This is a genomic window from Pseudomonadales bacterium (genome assembly GCA_024234165.1).
Taxonomy (GTDB): Bacteria; Pseudomonadota; Gammaproteobacteria; order Pseudomonadales; family UBA5518; genus UBA5518.
Genome location: JACKOP010000001.1, coordinates 738,768 through 757,035, shown reverse-complemented (window position 1 = coordinate 757,035; position 18,268 = coordinate 738,768). Strand labels below are relative to the sequence as shown.

Below are 18,268 nucleotides of genomic sequence, written 5' to 3'. Positions count from 1 at the left end.
CGCGAGTACGCCGTGCGATAAGCAGTAGAAGTCACAACTCGAACGAGGATGGTGCCATGGGCAGGTTCAATACTCCCGGAGGCAAGGGAAACATCCACCGCAGCGCCTTACTGGCGCGTTTTTTGAGTGATCGTTTTCGACGCAAGCCATCCGCCAGTACGGCTCCCGAGCGTCCGCCGGTACGCCACCGCCTGCTGTTCGAGGCGATGGAGCAGCGCGTGCTGCTCTCCGGTGACCCGTTGCCTGCGTTCGTGGTCGCGAGCGTCAACGGCTCGCTCGACGTCCCCGGCGAGACCGACCGCTATGCCTTCACGCTCGAAGACCCCACGCGGGTGGTATTCGACTCGCTGAGCAACGACAGCCGCATCAACTGGTCGCTGAGCGGGCCGGGTGGGTCGGTGGTCTCGTCCCGCGCGCTGAACCAGTCCGATTCGATCGACTTCAACACGAACCCGGTGCTGAACCTCGAGGCAGGCGAGTACCTGCTCAGCGTCGACGGTGACAAGGATGCAACCGGTGCGTACGGCTTCCGGCTGCTGGATCTGTCCAAGGGCGGCGAGCTGGCCGATGGGGTGGCGCAGTCGCAGACGCTGGATCCTGCGAACCAGACGCGGGTCTATCGATTCGTCGGCAGCGCCGGGGACCGTTTCTTCCTCGATGTGACGAGTCGCTCCGGTGGCGATGTGTACTGGCGGCTGCTCGATCCGCTGGACCGTCTGGTGTTCTCGTCGACCCAGATGAACTCGGTCAGCCAGGACCAGGAACTGGCGCCGTTGCCGATGGACGGCACCTACACGCTGCTGGTCGAGGGGCGCGCGTACAGAAGCGATGCCACGAACTACGGTTTCACGCTGCACCGGATCGCAGACCCGACCACACCCGAGACGATCACGATCGGGCTGACCGTGCGTGGGCGCCTTGCGATGCCGGGGCAGCGGCAGTCGTTCGATTTCGAGCTCGCTGGGGATGGCTCGCTGCTGTTCGATGCATTGAACCGCAGCGGTTCGTTCACGTGGTCGCTGAGCGGACCGCAGGGAACCGAGGTTGCGGCGCGTGATTTCAGCCAGTCGGACGGCCGGGGCATCGACGGCAATCCGCTGCTGCACCTGGTGGCAGGGCATTACACGCTGACCGTCGACGGCGTTGGCGATGCGCAGGGCGACTTCGCTTTCCGTCTGCTCGACCTGGCGGGCGCGACGGCATTCACGCCAGGCACCGAGGTTGCCGGCAGACTGGACGATGCGGGTACGGCATTTGCGCACGCAAGCACGGGCGCACCGCTCGATTATCCCGAAGCCGAGACCAACCGGGCGTTGCGCTTCGTGGGCAACGGTGCAGCGGTACGGGTGAGCGACAGTGCGTCGCTGCGCATGAGTTCGGCGCTGACCATCGAGGCGTGGATCCGGCCGACGGGAGCGGGTACCGGGGGCGGCGGCGTCATCGTCGGCAAGGAAGGCGAGTACCTGCTGGCACGCTTTGCCGACGGCACGATCCGCTGGGCGTTTGCCAATACCGATCCCGGCTGGACCTACGTCAATACCGGTTTTGTCGCGCCGCTCGATGCCTGGACGCATATCGCAGTGGTGTACGACAACGGTGCCGTGCGTACCTACGCCAACGGCGCGCTGGTGCACAGCTACGACGGTGCGGGTGTCATCGGCGATGTCGACGGTGGGCGCAACGAGTTGCGGATCGGTAGCCGCGAAGGAATCGAGCAGGGCTTCGTCGGGCTGATCGACGAGGTGCGGGTGTGGAACGTTGTCCGCAGCGAAGAAGAGGTCGCGGGCAAGCGCACCACCCTGTTGGGCGGCGGCGAGTCGGGTCTGGTCGGCTACTGGCGCCTGGACGAGGCCAATGGTGTGGTGGTGGCCGATCGCTCGTCAGCCGGCAACCAGGGCACGCTGGTGCTGGCGCCGGTGGAAACGCAGCTCTACCGCTTCACGGCCAGCGCCGGCGAGCGTTTCTTCCTCGATGCGATCGACGGCACTTCCCCGGGTTTTACCGTGCGGCTCTTCGATCCGTTCGGCAACAGCGTGTTGTCGGCAGGCTCACGCAGCTTCGTCGATGCGCCCTTCACGGCGGCGTACGACGGTGAGTACGTGATCGCGATCGAGGGTTTCCCAGGCGAATCGATGGCGCCGGCAGCGTTTCGCTTCAAGGTGCAGAAGATCGAGGACGCGACGGCGTCGATGAGCGTGGGCTCCCTGGTCAGTGGTGCGATCGAGCACGCGGGGCAGCAGCGCAACTACACGTTCACGCTGACCGAAGCGAGCAGGCTGCTGTTCGATTCGCGCACCTACGACAACCGCCTCGCCTGGTCGCTCAGCGGGCCACGGGGCGCCGAGGTGTCGTCGCGATCCTTCACGGTATCCGATTCTGCCGAATACGGCGCCAATTCCCTGCTCGATCTGGCGCCGGGCACCTACACGCTGACGGTCGGTGCGAACGGTGACGCCACGCCGGCGTTTGCGTTCGTGCTGATGGCACTGGCGCAGGCCGAGTCGATCACGCTCGACGCGGACGTCACGGGAACGCTCGATCCGGCCAACGCGACCCGGGTCTACCGCTTCGACGCCACCGCGGGCGATGCCGTCGTGTTCGACCGCCTGTCGCTGTCGGCCGGTAGCCCCGGCTGGCGCCTGTTCGACGCCACCGGTCGGCAGTTGTTCGGCCCCGAGTATTTCGACGACCGTGCGCCGCTGACGCTGCTGCTGAGCGGTACCTATTACCTGGCGCTCGAGGGCAGGATCTGGGACTCCGGCACCATCAGCTACGGTTTCAACCTGCGCTTGCAGGGCAATACACCGCCACCGGCGCTGGAGGGAACGGCGCTCACGCTCGGGGCTACCGTCAGCGGGACTATCGCCGCAGCTGGCGAGACCGACGACTACGTGTTCACGGTCGACGAGCCGACGCTGGTTCTTGTCGACAGCCTCGCGCCGAACAACAACGGGAGTTTCCGCTGGACCCTGACCGGCCCGCGTGGCGTGGAAGTCTCCGACCGCAGTTTCTACTACAGCGAATCGTGGGAGTACGGTTCGGCGAATCCCGCCGTGCAGCTGGTGCTGCCCGGAACGTACCAGCTGCGCGTGCGCGCCGACGGCTCGACGACCGGTGCCTATTCGTTCCGCGTGCTCGATACCGCGGCCGCGACCGAACTCACGCTCGGCGAGGCGAGCAGCGCGACGCTGAACCCGGCCAACGAGACCGACCTGTACGCCTTCGAGGCGAGTGCGGGACAACGGCTCTACCTCGACGTGGCGGCCCTCAGCCCCGATTACGGCAACTGGGTCTCGTGGCGGCTGCTCGACCCCTACGGACGCCAGGTGCTCGGTCCCGCCGGTTTCAACAGCAACAATGCCAGCGGCGGTGATGACGGTTTCGTGGTGCCGCTCGCCGGGCGTTACACGCTGCTGGTCGAAGGGCGCATCTGGGTCACGCAGTACACCGGGAGCTTTGCGTATACCTTCGACGTACACGAGCTGGTCGATGCGGCGCCGGTCGCACTCGAACTCGGTGAGGTCACCAGCGGTACGATCGCCGTGGCTGGCGCGCGCACTACGTACACCTTTACGCTCGATGCGCTCACGACGCTCCATTTCGATTCGCGCACCAACAGCAGCACGCTGAACTGGACGCTGAACGGGCCGCGCGGCACGGTGGTGTCCGCGCGTGCGTTGCGCTCCGGCGATTCCGTCGATGGCAACAGCGTGTTGCGGCTTGCGGCCGGCGATTACACGCTCGTCGTCGACGGCAGCGGGGACGCGACCGGTGATTTCAGTTTCCGGCTGACCAGCACCGCGAGCGCTACCGAGCTGACGCCGGGTACCGCGGTGTCGGGAACGCTGGACCCGGCCAACGCGACGCAGGCCTGGCGTTTCGACGCCACGGCCGGCGAGCGCTTCTTCTTCGACGTACAGGCGCGCAGCGGCGGCGATGTGTACTGGCGCCTGGTCGACCCCGACGGGCGCACGGTGTTCGGGCCGCGCTACATGAACTGGACTGACGGCAGCTCGGACCAGGACGTGCTGACGCTGGCGAAGAGCGGCAGCTACACGCTGCTGATCGAGGGGCGTTACTACACCACCGGCACCGCGAGCTATACGTTCAATGTGCAGCCGGTGAGCGACGACGAGGCGACGCTGGCGCTCGATACGCGTGTGGATGGGGGCATCGCACACGCCGGCCAGCGCGATCTGTACCACTTCACACTCACCGCGCCAACACGGCTCTACGTCGATTCGCTGACCAACAACTCCGCGCTGAACTGGTCGCTCACCGGCCCGACGGGCACCGAAGTGGCAGGACGTTCCTTTACCGGCAGCGATTCCTACGACGGCACCAGCCTGTTCACATTGCCGGCGGGAGACTACACGCTCACCGTCGACGGCAACGGCGATGCCACCGGTGACTATGCCTTCGTGCTGCGTGATCTGGCGAGCGCCACGGCGATCACGCTCGGGCAGACGCTGAACGAGGTTCTGGATCCGGCGAATGAGACCGATGTGTACCGCTTCGAGGGTACGAGCGGCGATCGGCTGCTGTTCGACATCCTCGCGCGCAGTGGCGGCGACGTGTACTGGCGGCTCGTCGATCCGAGCGGGCGCACGGTGTTCGGTCCAGCGAACATGAACTCCGCCGGCTACGACGTCGGGCCGGTGACGCTCACGCGCGACGGCACCTACACGCTGTTCGTCGAGGGTCGCTACTACACCAGCGGCAGCGCGGCGTATTCGTTCCGCGTACAGCCCGTCGTCGACGACGTGGCCGACATCGTGCCCGGCGAGAACTACGGCGTCGACGATCATTTCGTTCCCGGCAGGATCGACGGCGCGCTGCAGCTCGATCAGTACCGCTGGGCCGAGGTCGCGCACGACGACGCGCTTGCGATGACCGGCACGCTGACCTTCGAGACCTGGTTCCGGGTCGATGCGTACACGGGCACCTGGCAGGCGCTCGCCTACAAGGGCAATGGCAACGGGAATCAGCGCTCGTTCACGCTGTGGCTGAACTCCTCCGGCTATCTGCACCTGTCCTCGGGCAACAACCAGAACCAGAGCATCAACACCGCGAACGGTTCGGTCAAGCTCGGGCAGTGGCACCACGTCGCGGCGGTGATGGATCGTGACACGGGCGTGATGACGCTCTATCTGGACGGTGTGGCAGCGGCGAGCGGCGCCCTGAGCACCACGCCATCGACCGCGAACACCAATCCGCTGTACCTCGGCGGTGTGCGTGAAGGCTGGGGGAGTTTCGTTGGCGCAATCGACGAAGTCCGCGTATGGAACCTGGCACGCAGCGCCGGGCAGATCGCGGCCGACTACGCGGCTGCGCTGCAGGGTGACGAGACCGGGCTGGTGCTGTACCTGCCGGCAAACGAGGCTTCGGGCCACACGCTGGGCGATGCGAGTGGCCACGCGCACGATGCGACGGTGCGCACGCTGTGGGATGCCACCAGTGGCGTGGTTGCCGGGCGCGTTGCCACCGGCGAGAGCGACTACTACCGCTTCACGCTGGACGAGGAACGCACGTTCTCTTTCGATTCGTTGCTCGACAACCATTACATGCGCTGGTACCTCAGCGGTCCGCGCGGCAGTGTGGTCAGTGACAGGCCGTTCCAGCAGAGCGACGCGAGCGACGGCACGAGCATCCTGACGCTGGCGCCGGGTGACTACGAGCTGCGTGTGACGGCAGCACCGGGCAACGGTGGCAGCTACGCATTCCGTCTGCTCGATCTGGGTGATGCCGCCTTGCTCACACTCGGCGAGACCTTCAGCGGGCAACTGCGCCCGGGCAACGAGACCGACGCCTACCGGTTCGACGCGAGCGCGGGCGATCGTCTGTTCTTCGACGTGACTACAGCCACGGGCGGCGCGCCGTACTGGCGGCTGCTCGATCCGTGGGGACGCACGCTGTGGGGGCCGAACTACCTGCCCAGCGACGACGTGGGGCTGCGCACACTGCCGTGGTCCGGCACCTACACGCTGCTGGTCGAAGGGCGTCGCGACCAGCTCGGCGCGGTGACCGACTACGGTCTGCGCGTGCTGCCGGTTGCTGACAGCACGGTGGCGATCGCGCCCGGTGTGGCGAGCGGCATGGAGCCGCGCTGGGTCGAAGGGCAGCTCGGTGGCGCGATCGGGCTGAACGGTCTGCAGTACCTCGAGATCGCCGATGAGGCGGACCTCGAGATCGGCAGTGCTGCGCTCACGCTCGAGGCGAACGTCTACATCGAGCGATTCGGGAACACCTGGACGCCACTGTTCTACAAGGGCAACGGGAACTCTGCTGCGCGCAGCTACTCGGTGTGGCTGCAGAACAACGGTTCGGTCTGGATCGGCAGTACCGACGCGAGTGGTCAGCAGAGTGTGCAGAGTGTGGCCGGCGTGCTGAATGCCGGCGAGTGGCACCACGTCGCGGTGGTGTTCGACCGTGCCGGCGGTGGCATGCGGCTGCTGGTCGACGGCGTGGAGCGCTTGAGCGGTGCGTTGCGCACGCAGGCCGCTCTCGATCAGGAAGTACCGCTGCTGGTCGGTTATGCTCCGGAGCCTTCCACGAATTACAGCGGATTCATCGGGCGCATCGACGATCTGCGGGTATGGCAGGGTGCGCGCAGCAACGAAGCGATCGCGGCGGCGAAGGACGCAGCGCTTGCGGGCGACGAGAGCGGGCTGGTCGCGTACCTGAAGGCCGACGAGACGGTGGGCGACACGCTCGCCGACGCCAGCGGCCACGGCAACCCGGCGCTGGTGCGCGCGCGCACCGAGGGCGTGGTGTACGGCGCCATCGCCACGCCGGGGCAGCGGGTGCAGCACACGTTCACGCTCGACGAGCCGGGGCGGCTCTACTTCGATGCGCTGACCAACAGCAGCTCGCTGCGCTGGACGCTCGAGGGGCCGCGCGGCGTGATCGTCTCCGAGCAGCGCTTCGACCAGAGCGACTCGTGGGACGGCAGGAACAGCACGAGTGTCTTCGATCTGCCGGCGGGTGATTACACGCTGAGCGTGCGTGATACGGGCGATGGTACGCCCGCGTTCGCGTTCCGGCTGCTCGATCTGGCTGCAGCCGGTACGATCACGCCCGGCACGCCGGTGTCGGGACGGCTCAGTCCGGTGAAGCAGACGATGGCCTACCGCTTCAGCGCGAGCGCCGGGCAGCGGGTCTACCTGGATCGCATCGACGACAGCGGTGGCGATACCTACTGGCGGCTGGTCGATCCGTTCGGGCGCAACGTGTTCGGTCCGACCGCGTTCAACGCCGACGCCGGCCTGGTCACGCTGGCATGGGACGGCGAGTACACGCTGCTGCTCGAGGGTCGCGTGCAGCCCGATGGCGACGCGCTCTACACGTTCAACGTGCAGCCGGTCAGCGACACGCAGACGGCGCTGACGCTGGGTGCCACCGTCGCGGATGCGATCGCGCACGCCGGTGATCGGCATCTGTATACCTTCACGCTCGACGCCGCGAGCCGGCTCTGTTTCGATTCGCTGACGAACAGCAGTGCGTTCAAGTGGTCCTTGAGCGGACCGCGCGGCACCGTGGTGTCCTCACGCGCGTTCAGCGACAGCGACTCCGCCGATTTCGGCGCATCGCCGGTACTCGATCTGGCGGCCGGTGACTACACGCTGATCGTCGATCCCGACAACGACGCAGTCGGCGACTACGGCTTTCGCCTCTTCGATCTGGGGCAGGCAGCGGAACTCGTCCTCGGCGATACCGTTTCCGCCACACTCGCGAGCGGGCGCGAGACGCTCGCCTATCGCATCGACGCCCCGGCGCGCAGCCGCCTGCTGTTCGACCTGCTCACCGAGAACCGCGACAGCGCGTACTGGCGCCTGCTCGATCCGTGGGGCGGCGTGGTGTTCGGGCCGTCGAACACGAATGACGTTCACGCCACGCTGCGCGATGCGGGCACGTACATCCTGCTCGTCGAGGGAAGGGTCAACGAGAGCAATCCGGTCGAGTTCAGTTTTCGTGTCACGGACACGGTGCTGCCGAACCCCGACAACCATACCAGCCAGGACTTCGGGGAACCGGGCATTCCCTACGTGGGCGCGAGCTACGGCAGTGGCGTGGCGCCGATGGTGCTGCAGGCTGGCCACTTTCCGCTCACGCTGTCGTACAACGACGTCGGCGTGGCGGACACGGTGTTCACCGGTGCGCCGGACGACGCTTCCGCCGGGCTTGGCAAGGACGGCATGCTCGTCTACGACCTCGGCGGCTATCGCCTGATCGACGGCAGCGGCGCTGACCTCAACGTCTACGAAGCCGACAGCGGTGCGCCCGAGTTCGACGCCCTGCGCGTCGAGGTGAGCCTCGATGGCGTCAACTACGTCGACGTCACGGCGACGGCGGCCGCGCGCGCCCCGATGGGCGGCGGCGACGAGGCACACAACAACGCGGGTTTTGCTCGCTCCTACGATCTGGCCGGGTCGGGGCTCGCCGCGGTGCGCTACGTGCGCCTCACCGGGCTCTCGGGTGGTGCGCCGGGTGGTGATCACGGTTTCGATCTCGATGCGATCGGCCTGGTGAACTACCGGCAGCCCGATGGCGACCCCGCACCGGATCCGTTTCTGCGCCTGTTGCCCGGCAGCGTCACCGGCATCAACACGATCGGCTTCACGGCGACGCATCCGGGTGTGGTGCCGGCCACGGTCGAGGCGGGGTTCGATCTGCGCATCACGCGCGTGTCGAACCAGGGTGACGGCATCAGCTTTGCGTGGCTCGATACTTCACTGTGGGGGCGGGGTGGCAACGCACCGCAGTTCGGCGAGGAGCCGAACCTCGCCGGCAGCTTCGGTGTCGGCTTCGACCCGGTCAACAACGGCGAAGTCAGCGACAACCACGTCTCGCTGCACTTCAACGGCAGCAAGCTGGCCGAGTTCAACCTGAACACGCTGATGCCCGGGTTCCGGCTCGACGACGGCAAGTTCAACCACGCGCGCATCGTGATCGAGGCCACCGCCGACGGCAGCACGGTGTCGGTGTACCTGACGCCGGAAGGGGGCAGCGAGGTCGCGGTCGTCGAGGATTATTTCGTCGCCGGCATGCTGCCCTACGAGGGGCGGATGGCCTTCGGTGCGCGCAACGGCGGCTGGCGCGCGCACAACGATCTCGACGACGTAACGCTCGCGCTCACCGCCGGTACCGCGCCGGTGTTCCCGGAGCTGACCCTCGGGGAGACCACGAACGGCACGCTGGGTACGGCGAGCGAGGTCGACCGCTTCGCGTTCACGCTCGATGCGTCGACGCGGGCGTACTTCGATGCATTGACGAACAACGCCGCATTGCGCTGGACGCTGAGCGGCCCGCGCGGGACATTGGTGGGGGGCAAGTCCTTCACGGCCAGCGATTCGGCCGAAGGGCTGAGTGTGCTGGATCTCGCCGCGGGCGACTACGTGCTCAGCGTCCAGGGCGCTACCGGCAGCTACGCGTTCCGCCTGCTCGATCTGGCACAGACCACCGAGCTCGCGCTCGATACCACGGTGAGCGGCAGCTTCGATCCGGCGAACGAGACCGACGCGTACCGCTTCACCGCAGACGCAGGCCAGAAGGTCTTCTTCGACATCACGGCGCGCAGCGGCGGCGATGCGCGCTGGCGGCTCATCGACCCGTTCGGGCAGGTGGTGTTCGGCCCGTCGGGGTTCAACAGCACGGCGTATTACGAGGATGTGGGTCCGCTGACGCTGGCCTACGCCGGCGAGTACACGCTGCTGGTCGAGTCGCGCTACTACCAGACGGCGGTACAGACGTACAGTCTGCGCGTGAACACGGTCAGCGACGACGAGTTCACGCTCGTGCCTGGCGAGACGCAGAGCCAGGCGATCGCGGTGCCCGGGCAGCACGACGTCTACCGCTTCACGCTGGATGAAGCGAAGCGGATGTATTTCGATTTCCTCTCGGCAACCACGAGCTACGACAATTACTACCTGCGCTGGACGCTGAGCGGACCGCTGGGTGAGGTGGTGTCGAACCGACCGTTCCGTGCCAGCGATTCGAGCGACGGCACCTCGATCCTCGATCTGGGTCCGGGCGAATACACGCTGACGGTGCACGCACCGACCGACACCAGCTACGCCGCCGACATCACCGGCAGCTACGGCTTCCGCCTGCTCGATCTGGCCGCGGCAACACCGCTCGCGCTCGATACCACGGTGAGCAGCAGCTTCGACCCGGCCGCCGAGACCGACGCGTACCGTTTCACGGCGGAAGCCGGCCAGGCGTACTTCTTCGACATCACGGCGCGCAGCGGTGGCGACGCCTACTGGCGGTTGCTCGATCCGTTCGGGCGCCCGGTGTTCGGTCCCTCGAACTTCAACAACCCGACGTCTTACGACGTGGGTCCGCTGACGCTCGCCTACGCTGGCGAGTACACGCTGCTCGTCGAGTCGCGCTACTACCAGACGGCGGCGCAGACGTACAGCCTGCGCGTGAACACGGTGAACGACCGCTCGCTCGCGCTCGCGCTCGGCGCGACGCAGAGCGAGGCGATCACGGTAGCGGGGCAGCGCGATGTCTACCACTTCACGCTCGATGACGCGAAGCGGGTGTACTTCGACTTCCTCGCCGCGAACACGAACTACGACAACTACTACCTGCGCTGGACGCTGAGCGGACCGCAAGGCGCCGTGGCGTCGAACCGGCCGTTCCGTGCCAGCGATTCGAGCGACGGTACGTCGATCTTCGACCTGGGACCGGGCGAGTACACGCTGACGGTGCAGGCACCCGTCGACACGACGTACGCCGCCGACATCACCGGCAGCTACAGCTTCCGCCTGCTCGATCTCGCCAGTGCGGGCGTGCTGACGCCGGGTACCACGGTGAACGCCACGCTGACGCCGTCGACCGAGACCGACGCGTACCGTTTCGACGTCGTGGCCGGCGAGCGCTTCTACTTCGACGTGACGGCGCGCAGCGGCGGCGACGTGTACTGGCGCCTGCTCGACCCGTGGGGCCGGCCGGTGTTCGGTCCGGGCGTGATGAACTCGACCGGCGATGATGTCGACGTGCTCGAGCTGCCGTTTACCGGCACCTATACCCTGCTGGTCGAAGGCCGCTATTACACGACGGGCGAGGCGAGCTACGCGTTCAACGTGAGCGATGTGTCGCTGTCGGCGCCGATCGAACTGGTGCTCGGCACGCGCCCGGGACCGGACCTGGTGGTGCAGGATCTGGCGGTGACGGCGGCCGGGGACGGTACGATCGAGTCCGGCCGCGAGATCACGCTCAGCTGGTCGGTCACCAACAGCGGCGACGAGGCGGCGGCGGGTCCGTGGGACGAGCGCGTGATCGTGCGCAACCTCGACCGTGGCGGCGAACTGGTGGCGAACGTGCTGGTTGCCTTCGCGGGTGATGCGCTCGCGGCGGGCGCGAGTGCGGCGCGCAGCCTCGTGATCCGCCTGCCCGAGGGCAGCGCGGGCGCCGGGCGCATGCAGGTCGACGTGCTCACCGACGTGGCCAACGCGGTCGCCGAGCAGGGTGCCTTCGGCCAGGCCGAGAACAACAACAGCGCACGCATCGAGTTCGGTTCGGAGCTGGCGCGCTACCCCGATCTGCTGATCTCGAACGTGGTCGTCGAGCCGGCGGCGGGCTGGGCGCCCGGCAGCAGTGTCACGCTGCGCTGGCGCGTGAGCAACGCGGGCAACGCACCGGTCCGGGTTCCGTGGAGCGACGGCATCCAGGTGCGCAACCTGGTGAGCGGTGCGCTGGTCTACAACGCCAGCGCGGACGCCGCGATTCCGGCGGACGAGGAGCTGGCGGCAGGAGCCCATATCGAACGCAGCGTGAGCTTCGCGTGGCCGAGCGGTGCCAACGCGATCGGCCGCTTCCAGTTCACGCTGAGCGCGGACACGGGCGAGAAGATCGCCGAAGGCAACGCCGAGGGCACCGGGGAGAGCAACAACACGGCGCAGCTCACCGTGATATCCGCCCCCGACCTGCGGGTCGCGAACCTCGAGGTGCAGCCGCAGAACCTGAAGGCGGGCGCCACGGTCACCGTGAGCTGGGATGACCTCAACGCCGGCAACGCCGCGCCGATCGGCGGCTGGTACGACCGCATCCAGGTGCGCAACGCGAGCACCGGCGAGATGCTGCTCGACAACCAGTTGCAGTTCGACCCTGCGGTGGGCGGGGCGGGCGTGCCGGCGGCGGGTGAAGCGCGTGCGCGCCAGTTCGTGTTCACGCTGCCGGCAGGACTGCGCGGGGCGGGTGAGCTCGAGATCACGGTCAGCACCGACACGCGCAACGACGTGCGCGAAGTGGCCGATGGCTTCAACGCCGAGGGCAACAACCAGGCGCTGATCACGCGCCAGGCGGAGGCGGTCGATTATCCGGACTTGACGGTCAGTGCGCTGACGGCGCCGACGGCGGCGCGCGGTGGTGATGTCATCGAGCTCGCGTGGACGGTGAAGAACAACGGCACGGTCGCTACCGCGCAGTCGGCGTGGTCGGATCGCATCGTACTGAGCCGCGACAACGTGATCGGCAACGCCGACGACATCGTGCTCGCGACGGTGGCGCGCAGTGGCGCGCTTGCGGCCGGTGCGAGCTACGACGCCGCACACACGGTCACGGTACCGTTGAAGCTGCAGGGCACGTTCTACCTCAGCGTGATCAGCGACGCGCTCGGCGAGGTGCTCGAGCCCGACACGCGCGCCGACAACACCTGGTTGCCGGCGCGCACGATCGCGCTCGATGCCCCGTACGCGGACCTGCAGGTCGAGGTGGCGGTGGGTCCGGCGACAGCGTCGGAAGGCGCCAATGCGGCGCTGGTGTGGCGCGTGCGCAACCTCGGCGACTCGGTGACCGACGTCGGGCAGTGGACCGACAGCGTCTACCTGTCGAGCGACACCGTGTTCGATGCGAGCGACGTGCTGCTCGGGCAGGTCGTGCACAGTGGGGTGATCCTGCCGAACGAGACGTACACGGCGTCGGCGAACCTTGCGCTGCCGTACGGGATCACGGGCAGCATGTACTTGCTGGTGCGTGCCGACGCGGGCTTGCAGGTCTACGAGGGGGCGTTCGAGAACAACAACACCACGGCCACGTTGACGCCGACCGTGATTGCGGGCGCACCGTCGCCGGATCTGGCGGTGCAGTCGATCGAGGTACCCGTTGACGCGGCGTCGACCGGCGAGCAGATCGAGCTCACGTGGACGGTGGCGAACCTGGGCGAAGCAGCGGTGAGCGGCAACTGGGTCGACCGGGTCTATCTGTCGACCGACGGCACCACCCAGGGTGCGTACCTGCTCGCCACCGTCGCCCAGGGCCGCCAGGTGCTCGCCGGTGCGAGCTACGAGGCGAGCGCGCTGGTCGCGCTGCCCGACTGGGCCGATGGCGACTATCGTGTCGTCGTCGTCACCGACGCGGCCACGCAGGTCTACGAGCACGGCAGCGAGGCGAACAACACGGGTGCCTCGGATGCGTTCTTCCTCGGCCACCCGGACCTCGACGTCACCGCGGTGACGGTGCCGGAGTCCGCGAGCTCGGCCGACACGATCACCGTCGGTTGGCGGGTCGAGAACGTCGGTTCGCGTCCGGCCCCCGGTACCTGGGTCGATCGGGTCTATCTGTCGCAGGACGGCGTGATCGGCGGCGGTGACCGGCTGCTGGGTGAGGTGGCGCACGCCGGACCGCTCGCGGCGGGCGAAGGCTACGACGGCGCGCTCGAGGTGACGCTGCCGATCGAGCTGAGCGGCGACTGGAAGATCATCGTGCGTACCGACGCCACCAGCACGGTGCGCGAAACCGGTGCGGAGAACAACAACGAGGACCTGACCGCAATCACCGTCGCACTGACGCCGTACGCGGATCTGGTGGTCTCCGACGTCAGCGCACCGACGCAGACGATCGCCGATCCCGCCTACGTCACGATCGGCTGGACGGTGACCAACGAGGGCACCGGACCGGGTCTGACCGGGTCGTGGACCGATACCATCGTCGCCTCGCGCAACGGCATTCCCGGCGACGGCGACGACATCGTGCTCGCGCGCTTCGAGCACGACGGCTTCCTTGCGCTCGGCGCGAGCTACACGCGCAGCGAACGTCTGATCCTGCCGGCCGGTTTCACCGGTCGCTACACGCTGTTCGTGCGCAGCGACGCCGACGGCGTCGTGTTCGAGAACGGGCTCGAGGCGAACAACGCTGCCCAGGCACCCAACGTCTTCGACGTGATGCCCTACGGCTACGCGAACCTGCAGGTCACGTCGGCGTCGGCGGCCGCGAGCGCGCGCTCGGGTGACCAGCTCGCGGTGAGCTGGCGAGTGGACAACGTCGGCATCGCACGCACCGACAGCCTGTCGTGGTCCGACCGGGTGAGTCTGGCAACGAATGCGGACGGCAGCGGCGTGGTCCGCACCTGGTCCTTCGATCACCTGGGCGCGCTCTCGGCAGGCAGCGGCTACGACCGCAGCGTGCAGCTCGACCTGCCGGACGGGTTCACCGGGGATTACTACGTCTTCGTGTCCACCGGCGGGCCGTTCGAGTTCATCCACACCAACGACAACACGACGTTCGCAGGGCAGACCCACATCGAGCTCGCGCCGAGCGCGGACCTGGTGGTCACCGGCATCGTGGCGCCGGAGGAGGGCTTCGAGGGGCGCCCGATCGAGATCACCTGGACGGTCGCGAACGAGGGTGATGCCGCGACCGAGGGCGCGTGGACCGACACCGTGGTGCTGCGCAAGGTCGGTGATCCGAGCATGCGCTCGATCACGCTCGGCTCGTTCACCTACACCGCTGGCCTCGGTGCCGGACTGTCCTACACCCGCACCGAACGCTTCACGGTGCCGATGCTCTCGGACGTGTGGCAGGTCGAGGTCACGACCAACAGCAACCGCGGGCTGTACGAATACGGGGACGCGGCGTCGAACAACTTCCTTGCCGACGACCGCACGATGGTGCTGTCGGCCAACCCGCGCCCCGACCTGCAGATCGAATCGATCACGGTGCCGCCGACGGCGGCCGCAGGCGCCACGATCGAGGTGAGCTTCGACGTCGTGAACCGCGGAGCGGTTGCCGCGAGCGGGCAGTGGAAAGACAACGTCTACCTGTCGCTCGACGCGAAGCTGGATTCGGGCGACCTGCTGATCGGCAGCATCACCAGCGGTTCGGCGCTCGATACCGACGAGAGTTACCGCACGCTCGCCACGGCCATGCAGATCCCGCTCCGTTTCCGCGGCAACGGTTTCATCATCGTGCGCGCCGACGGGGCCAACGCCGTCGACGAGTTCCCGCAGGACGACAACAACACACTGGCGCAGGCGATCTACATCGACCCGTTCCCGCCGTCGGATCTGGTGACCAGCGACGTGGTGGCGCCGGCGCAGGCCGTCTACGGCTCCGAGATCGAGGTGCGCTACACGGTCACGAACCGTGGCTCGAACACCACCAGCACCGACAAGTGGAGCGACACGGTCTGGTTGACGCGCGACAAGACGCGTCCGCACCCGGGCGGCAACGGCGCCATCCTGCTCGGCACGTTCAGCCACGAGGGCTACCTGGAGGTCGGCGAGTCCTACGAGCGGATCGTGAAGGTGCGCGTGCCGTACCAGATCGAGTCGGGCGTCTACTACATCACGCCGTGGTCGGATGCCTACGATGCGGTGCTCGAGGACACCTTCGCGAACTGGATCAACCCGGACGACCCGAACGAGCTCGACAACAACAACTACAAGGCGCGGCGCATCGACATCATCGGGCCGGTGGTGCTGAAGCCGGACCTGCAGGTGATCGACGTGCAGGCCGACGCGAGCGGCTCGGCGCACGCGCCGTATACGGTGTCGTGGACGGTGGAGAACCGCGCCGAGGGCGAGGCGGGCGGCTCCTGGATCGATACCGTCTACGTGTCGGACCTGCCGGACATGAACGCACCGGGTGCGAAAGTGTGGACGCTCGGCAGCTTCGAGCGCCCGCAGACGCTGGCCTCGCTCGAACGCTACACGATGCGCCAGACCTTCGATCTGTCGCCTGCGCTGGCCGGCAAGTACGTGACCGTGGTGACCGATGCGGCGCATCCCTCGAGCGTGGTCGAGACCAACGAGAACAACAACGCCCGCACCACGAGCACCGATATCGCGACCGCGCCAGCGGATCTGCGCGTGGTCGAGGTGATCGCGCCGCAGACGAACTTCTCGGGCGAGAAGGCCGAGATCAGCTGGACGGTCGAGAACCAGGGAGGCACGGTCTGGAGCGGCACGCGCTACTGGCGCGACAGCGTGTGGATCTCGGCGTACCCGACCTTCGATCGCACGAAGTCGCAGCGCCTCGCTACCGTGGTGCACGACAACGCCACACCGCTCGGCAGCGGCGAAAGCTACACGGCGAGCGCCGAAGTCACGCTGCCGGCCGGCGTCGAGGGGCCGTTCTACGTCTACGTGTTCACCGATGTGGAGCCCTACAGGGGTCTGCCCGATACGGAAGATGAGCGCGGCGACAACGAAAGATCACGGAGCGAGCACTACGCTGGCAACGTGTGGGAGCCGCCGGGGCTGGCGAACAACGCAGGCCAGACCGACACCACGATCGTCTATCGCGAAGCAGACCTGGTCATCTCGGACCTGGTGCTGACGCCGGCGACCGCCGACTCCGGATCCTCCGTGACGGCGAGCTTCACCGTGACCAACCAGGGCACGCGCCAGACGCGCGAGTGGTCGTGGAACGACCGCGTGTACCTGTCAAGGGACGCGGCGCTCGACTCCGGCGATCTGCTGCTCGGCGAGTTTGGACGCTACGGCTACCTCGATCCCGACGCGAGCTACGACCGTTCGCTGGACTTCATGCTGCCCGAAGGCGTCGATGGTGACTACTTCGTACTGGTCTACACCGACTCCGACGTGAGCGGACAGGTGGTCGGCGGCGGCGTTTCCGATCTGTCCAGGGTGCCGCCGTTACGCGTCGGCGGCGATTCGGTGAAGGAGTATCGCGGCGAGGGCAACAACATCACGCCGGCGCCGCTGCACGTCGACCTGCGCCCGGCACCGGACCTGCGTGTGACGGGTGTGACGATCCCCGAGCGGGTGCTCGCCGGGCAGTGGCTCGAGTTCTCGTACCGGGTCGAGAACCGGGGCGAGGGCGACACGCCGACGCTGCAGGGTCGCTGGACCGACCGCATCTACCTCTCGGCCGACGAGTTCCTCGACGTCAACGCCGACCGCTACCTGGGGCAGATCCAGCACATCGGCGGGCTTGCCGCAGGCGAGGGCTACGACCAGCAGGTCGACCCGATCCGCCTGCCGCCGGGGTTCCACGGCTCGTATTACGTGTTCGTGCTCACCGACCCGGGCGATTCAGGGTCTGCGAATGGCAGGGTGTTCGAGGCCGGACGCGAGAACAACAACGCCCGTCCCTCGGCGCAGCCGCTGCTGATCGAGCTGCCGCCGCCGGCGGACCTGGTGGTCGAGAGCATCTCGATGCCTGCTCGTGGCGACGTGAATGGTGCGATCACGCTCGGCTGGACGGTGCTGAACCAGGGCGAGAACCCGGCGCAGGGGAGCTGGAGCGATTCGGTCTACCTGTCCGCCGACGGCAACTGGGACCTGTCGGACCGCCTGCTGGGACGCGTCACGCACGGCGACGGACTCGCGGTCGGCGCGAGCTATACCGCCGAGCTGAAGGACGTGTTCATCCCGCCGCTGCTCGACGGGCAGTACCGCATCATCGTGCGCTCGGACATCTTCGACGAGGTCTACGAGGCGGCCGACGAGGACAACAACGCACGGACCTCGGCCGATCCGATCGAGATCGCGGTGCCGGAGCTGACCCTCGGGGTCGCGACCGATACCACGCTGAGCGCGGGGCAGGCGAGGCTCTACAAGGTGGACGTCGGCGCCGGCGAGACACTGCGTTTCAGCGTCGGCTCGGACGAGACATCCGCAGCGAACGAGGTGTTCGTGCGCTACGGGGCGTTGCCGGACGGCTCGAACTACGATGCTGCCTTCGAGACGCCGCTGCAGGCGAACCAGCAGGCGCTGATTCCGCGCACCGAGGCCGGCACCTACTACGTGCTGGTACGCGAGTTCTCGGGACCGGCGCAGGGGCACGTCGAGGTGAAGGCCGAGCTGATGCCGTTCCAGGTCACCGACATCAAGGTCGACCAGGGCGGCGACAGCCGCTGGGTGACGGTGGAGGTGCGCGGTGCGCGCTTCAGCGACGAGGCGCTGCTGAAGCTGGTGCGCCCGGGGATCGAGGAAATCGAGCCGGTGCGCTACGAGGTGATCGACGCGACGCGGATCATCGCGACCTTCGACCTGCGTGGACGCGAGAAGGGTCTCTA

General features: G+C 67.5%; 1 protein-coding gene (running past one end of the window). It reads left to right on the top strand.

The window, feature by feature from the left end; translation table 11 throughout:
* Positions 1 to 56: 56 nt before the first annotated feature.
* Positions 57 to 18,268 carry the beginning of a tandem-95 repeat protein gene (locus H7A12_03070; GenBank protein MCP5319802.1) on the top strand. It continues 20,707 nt past the right edge of the window, so the window shows 18,212 of its 38,919 coding nt (coding positions 1–18,212); the start codon lies at positions 57 to 59; its stop codon lies off the right edge, out of view.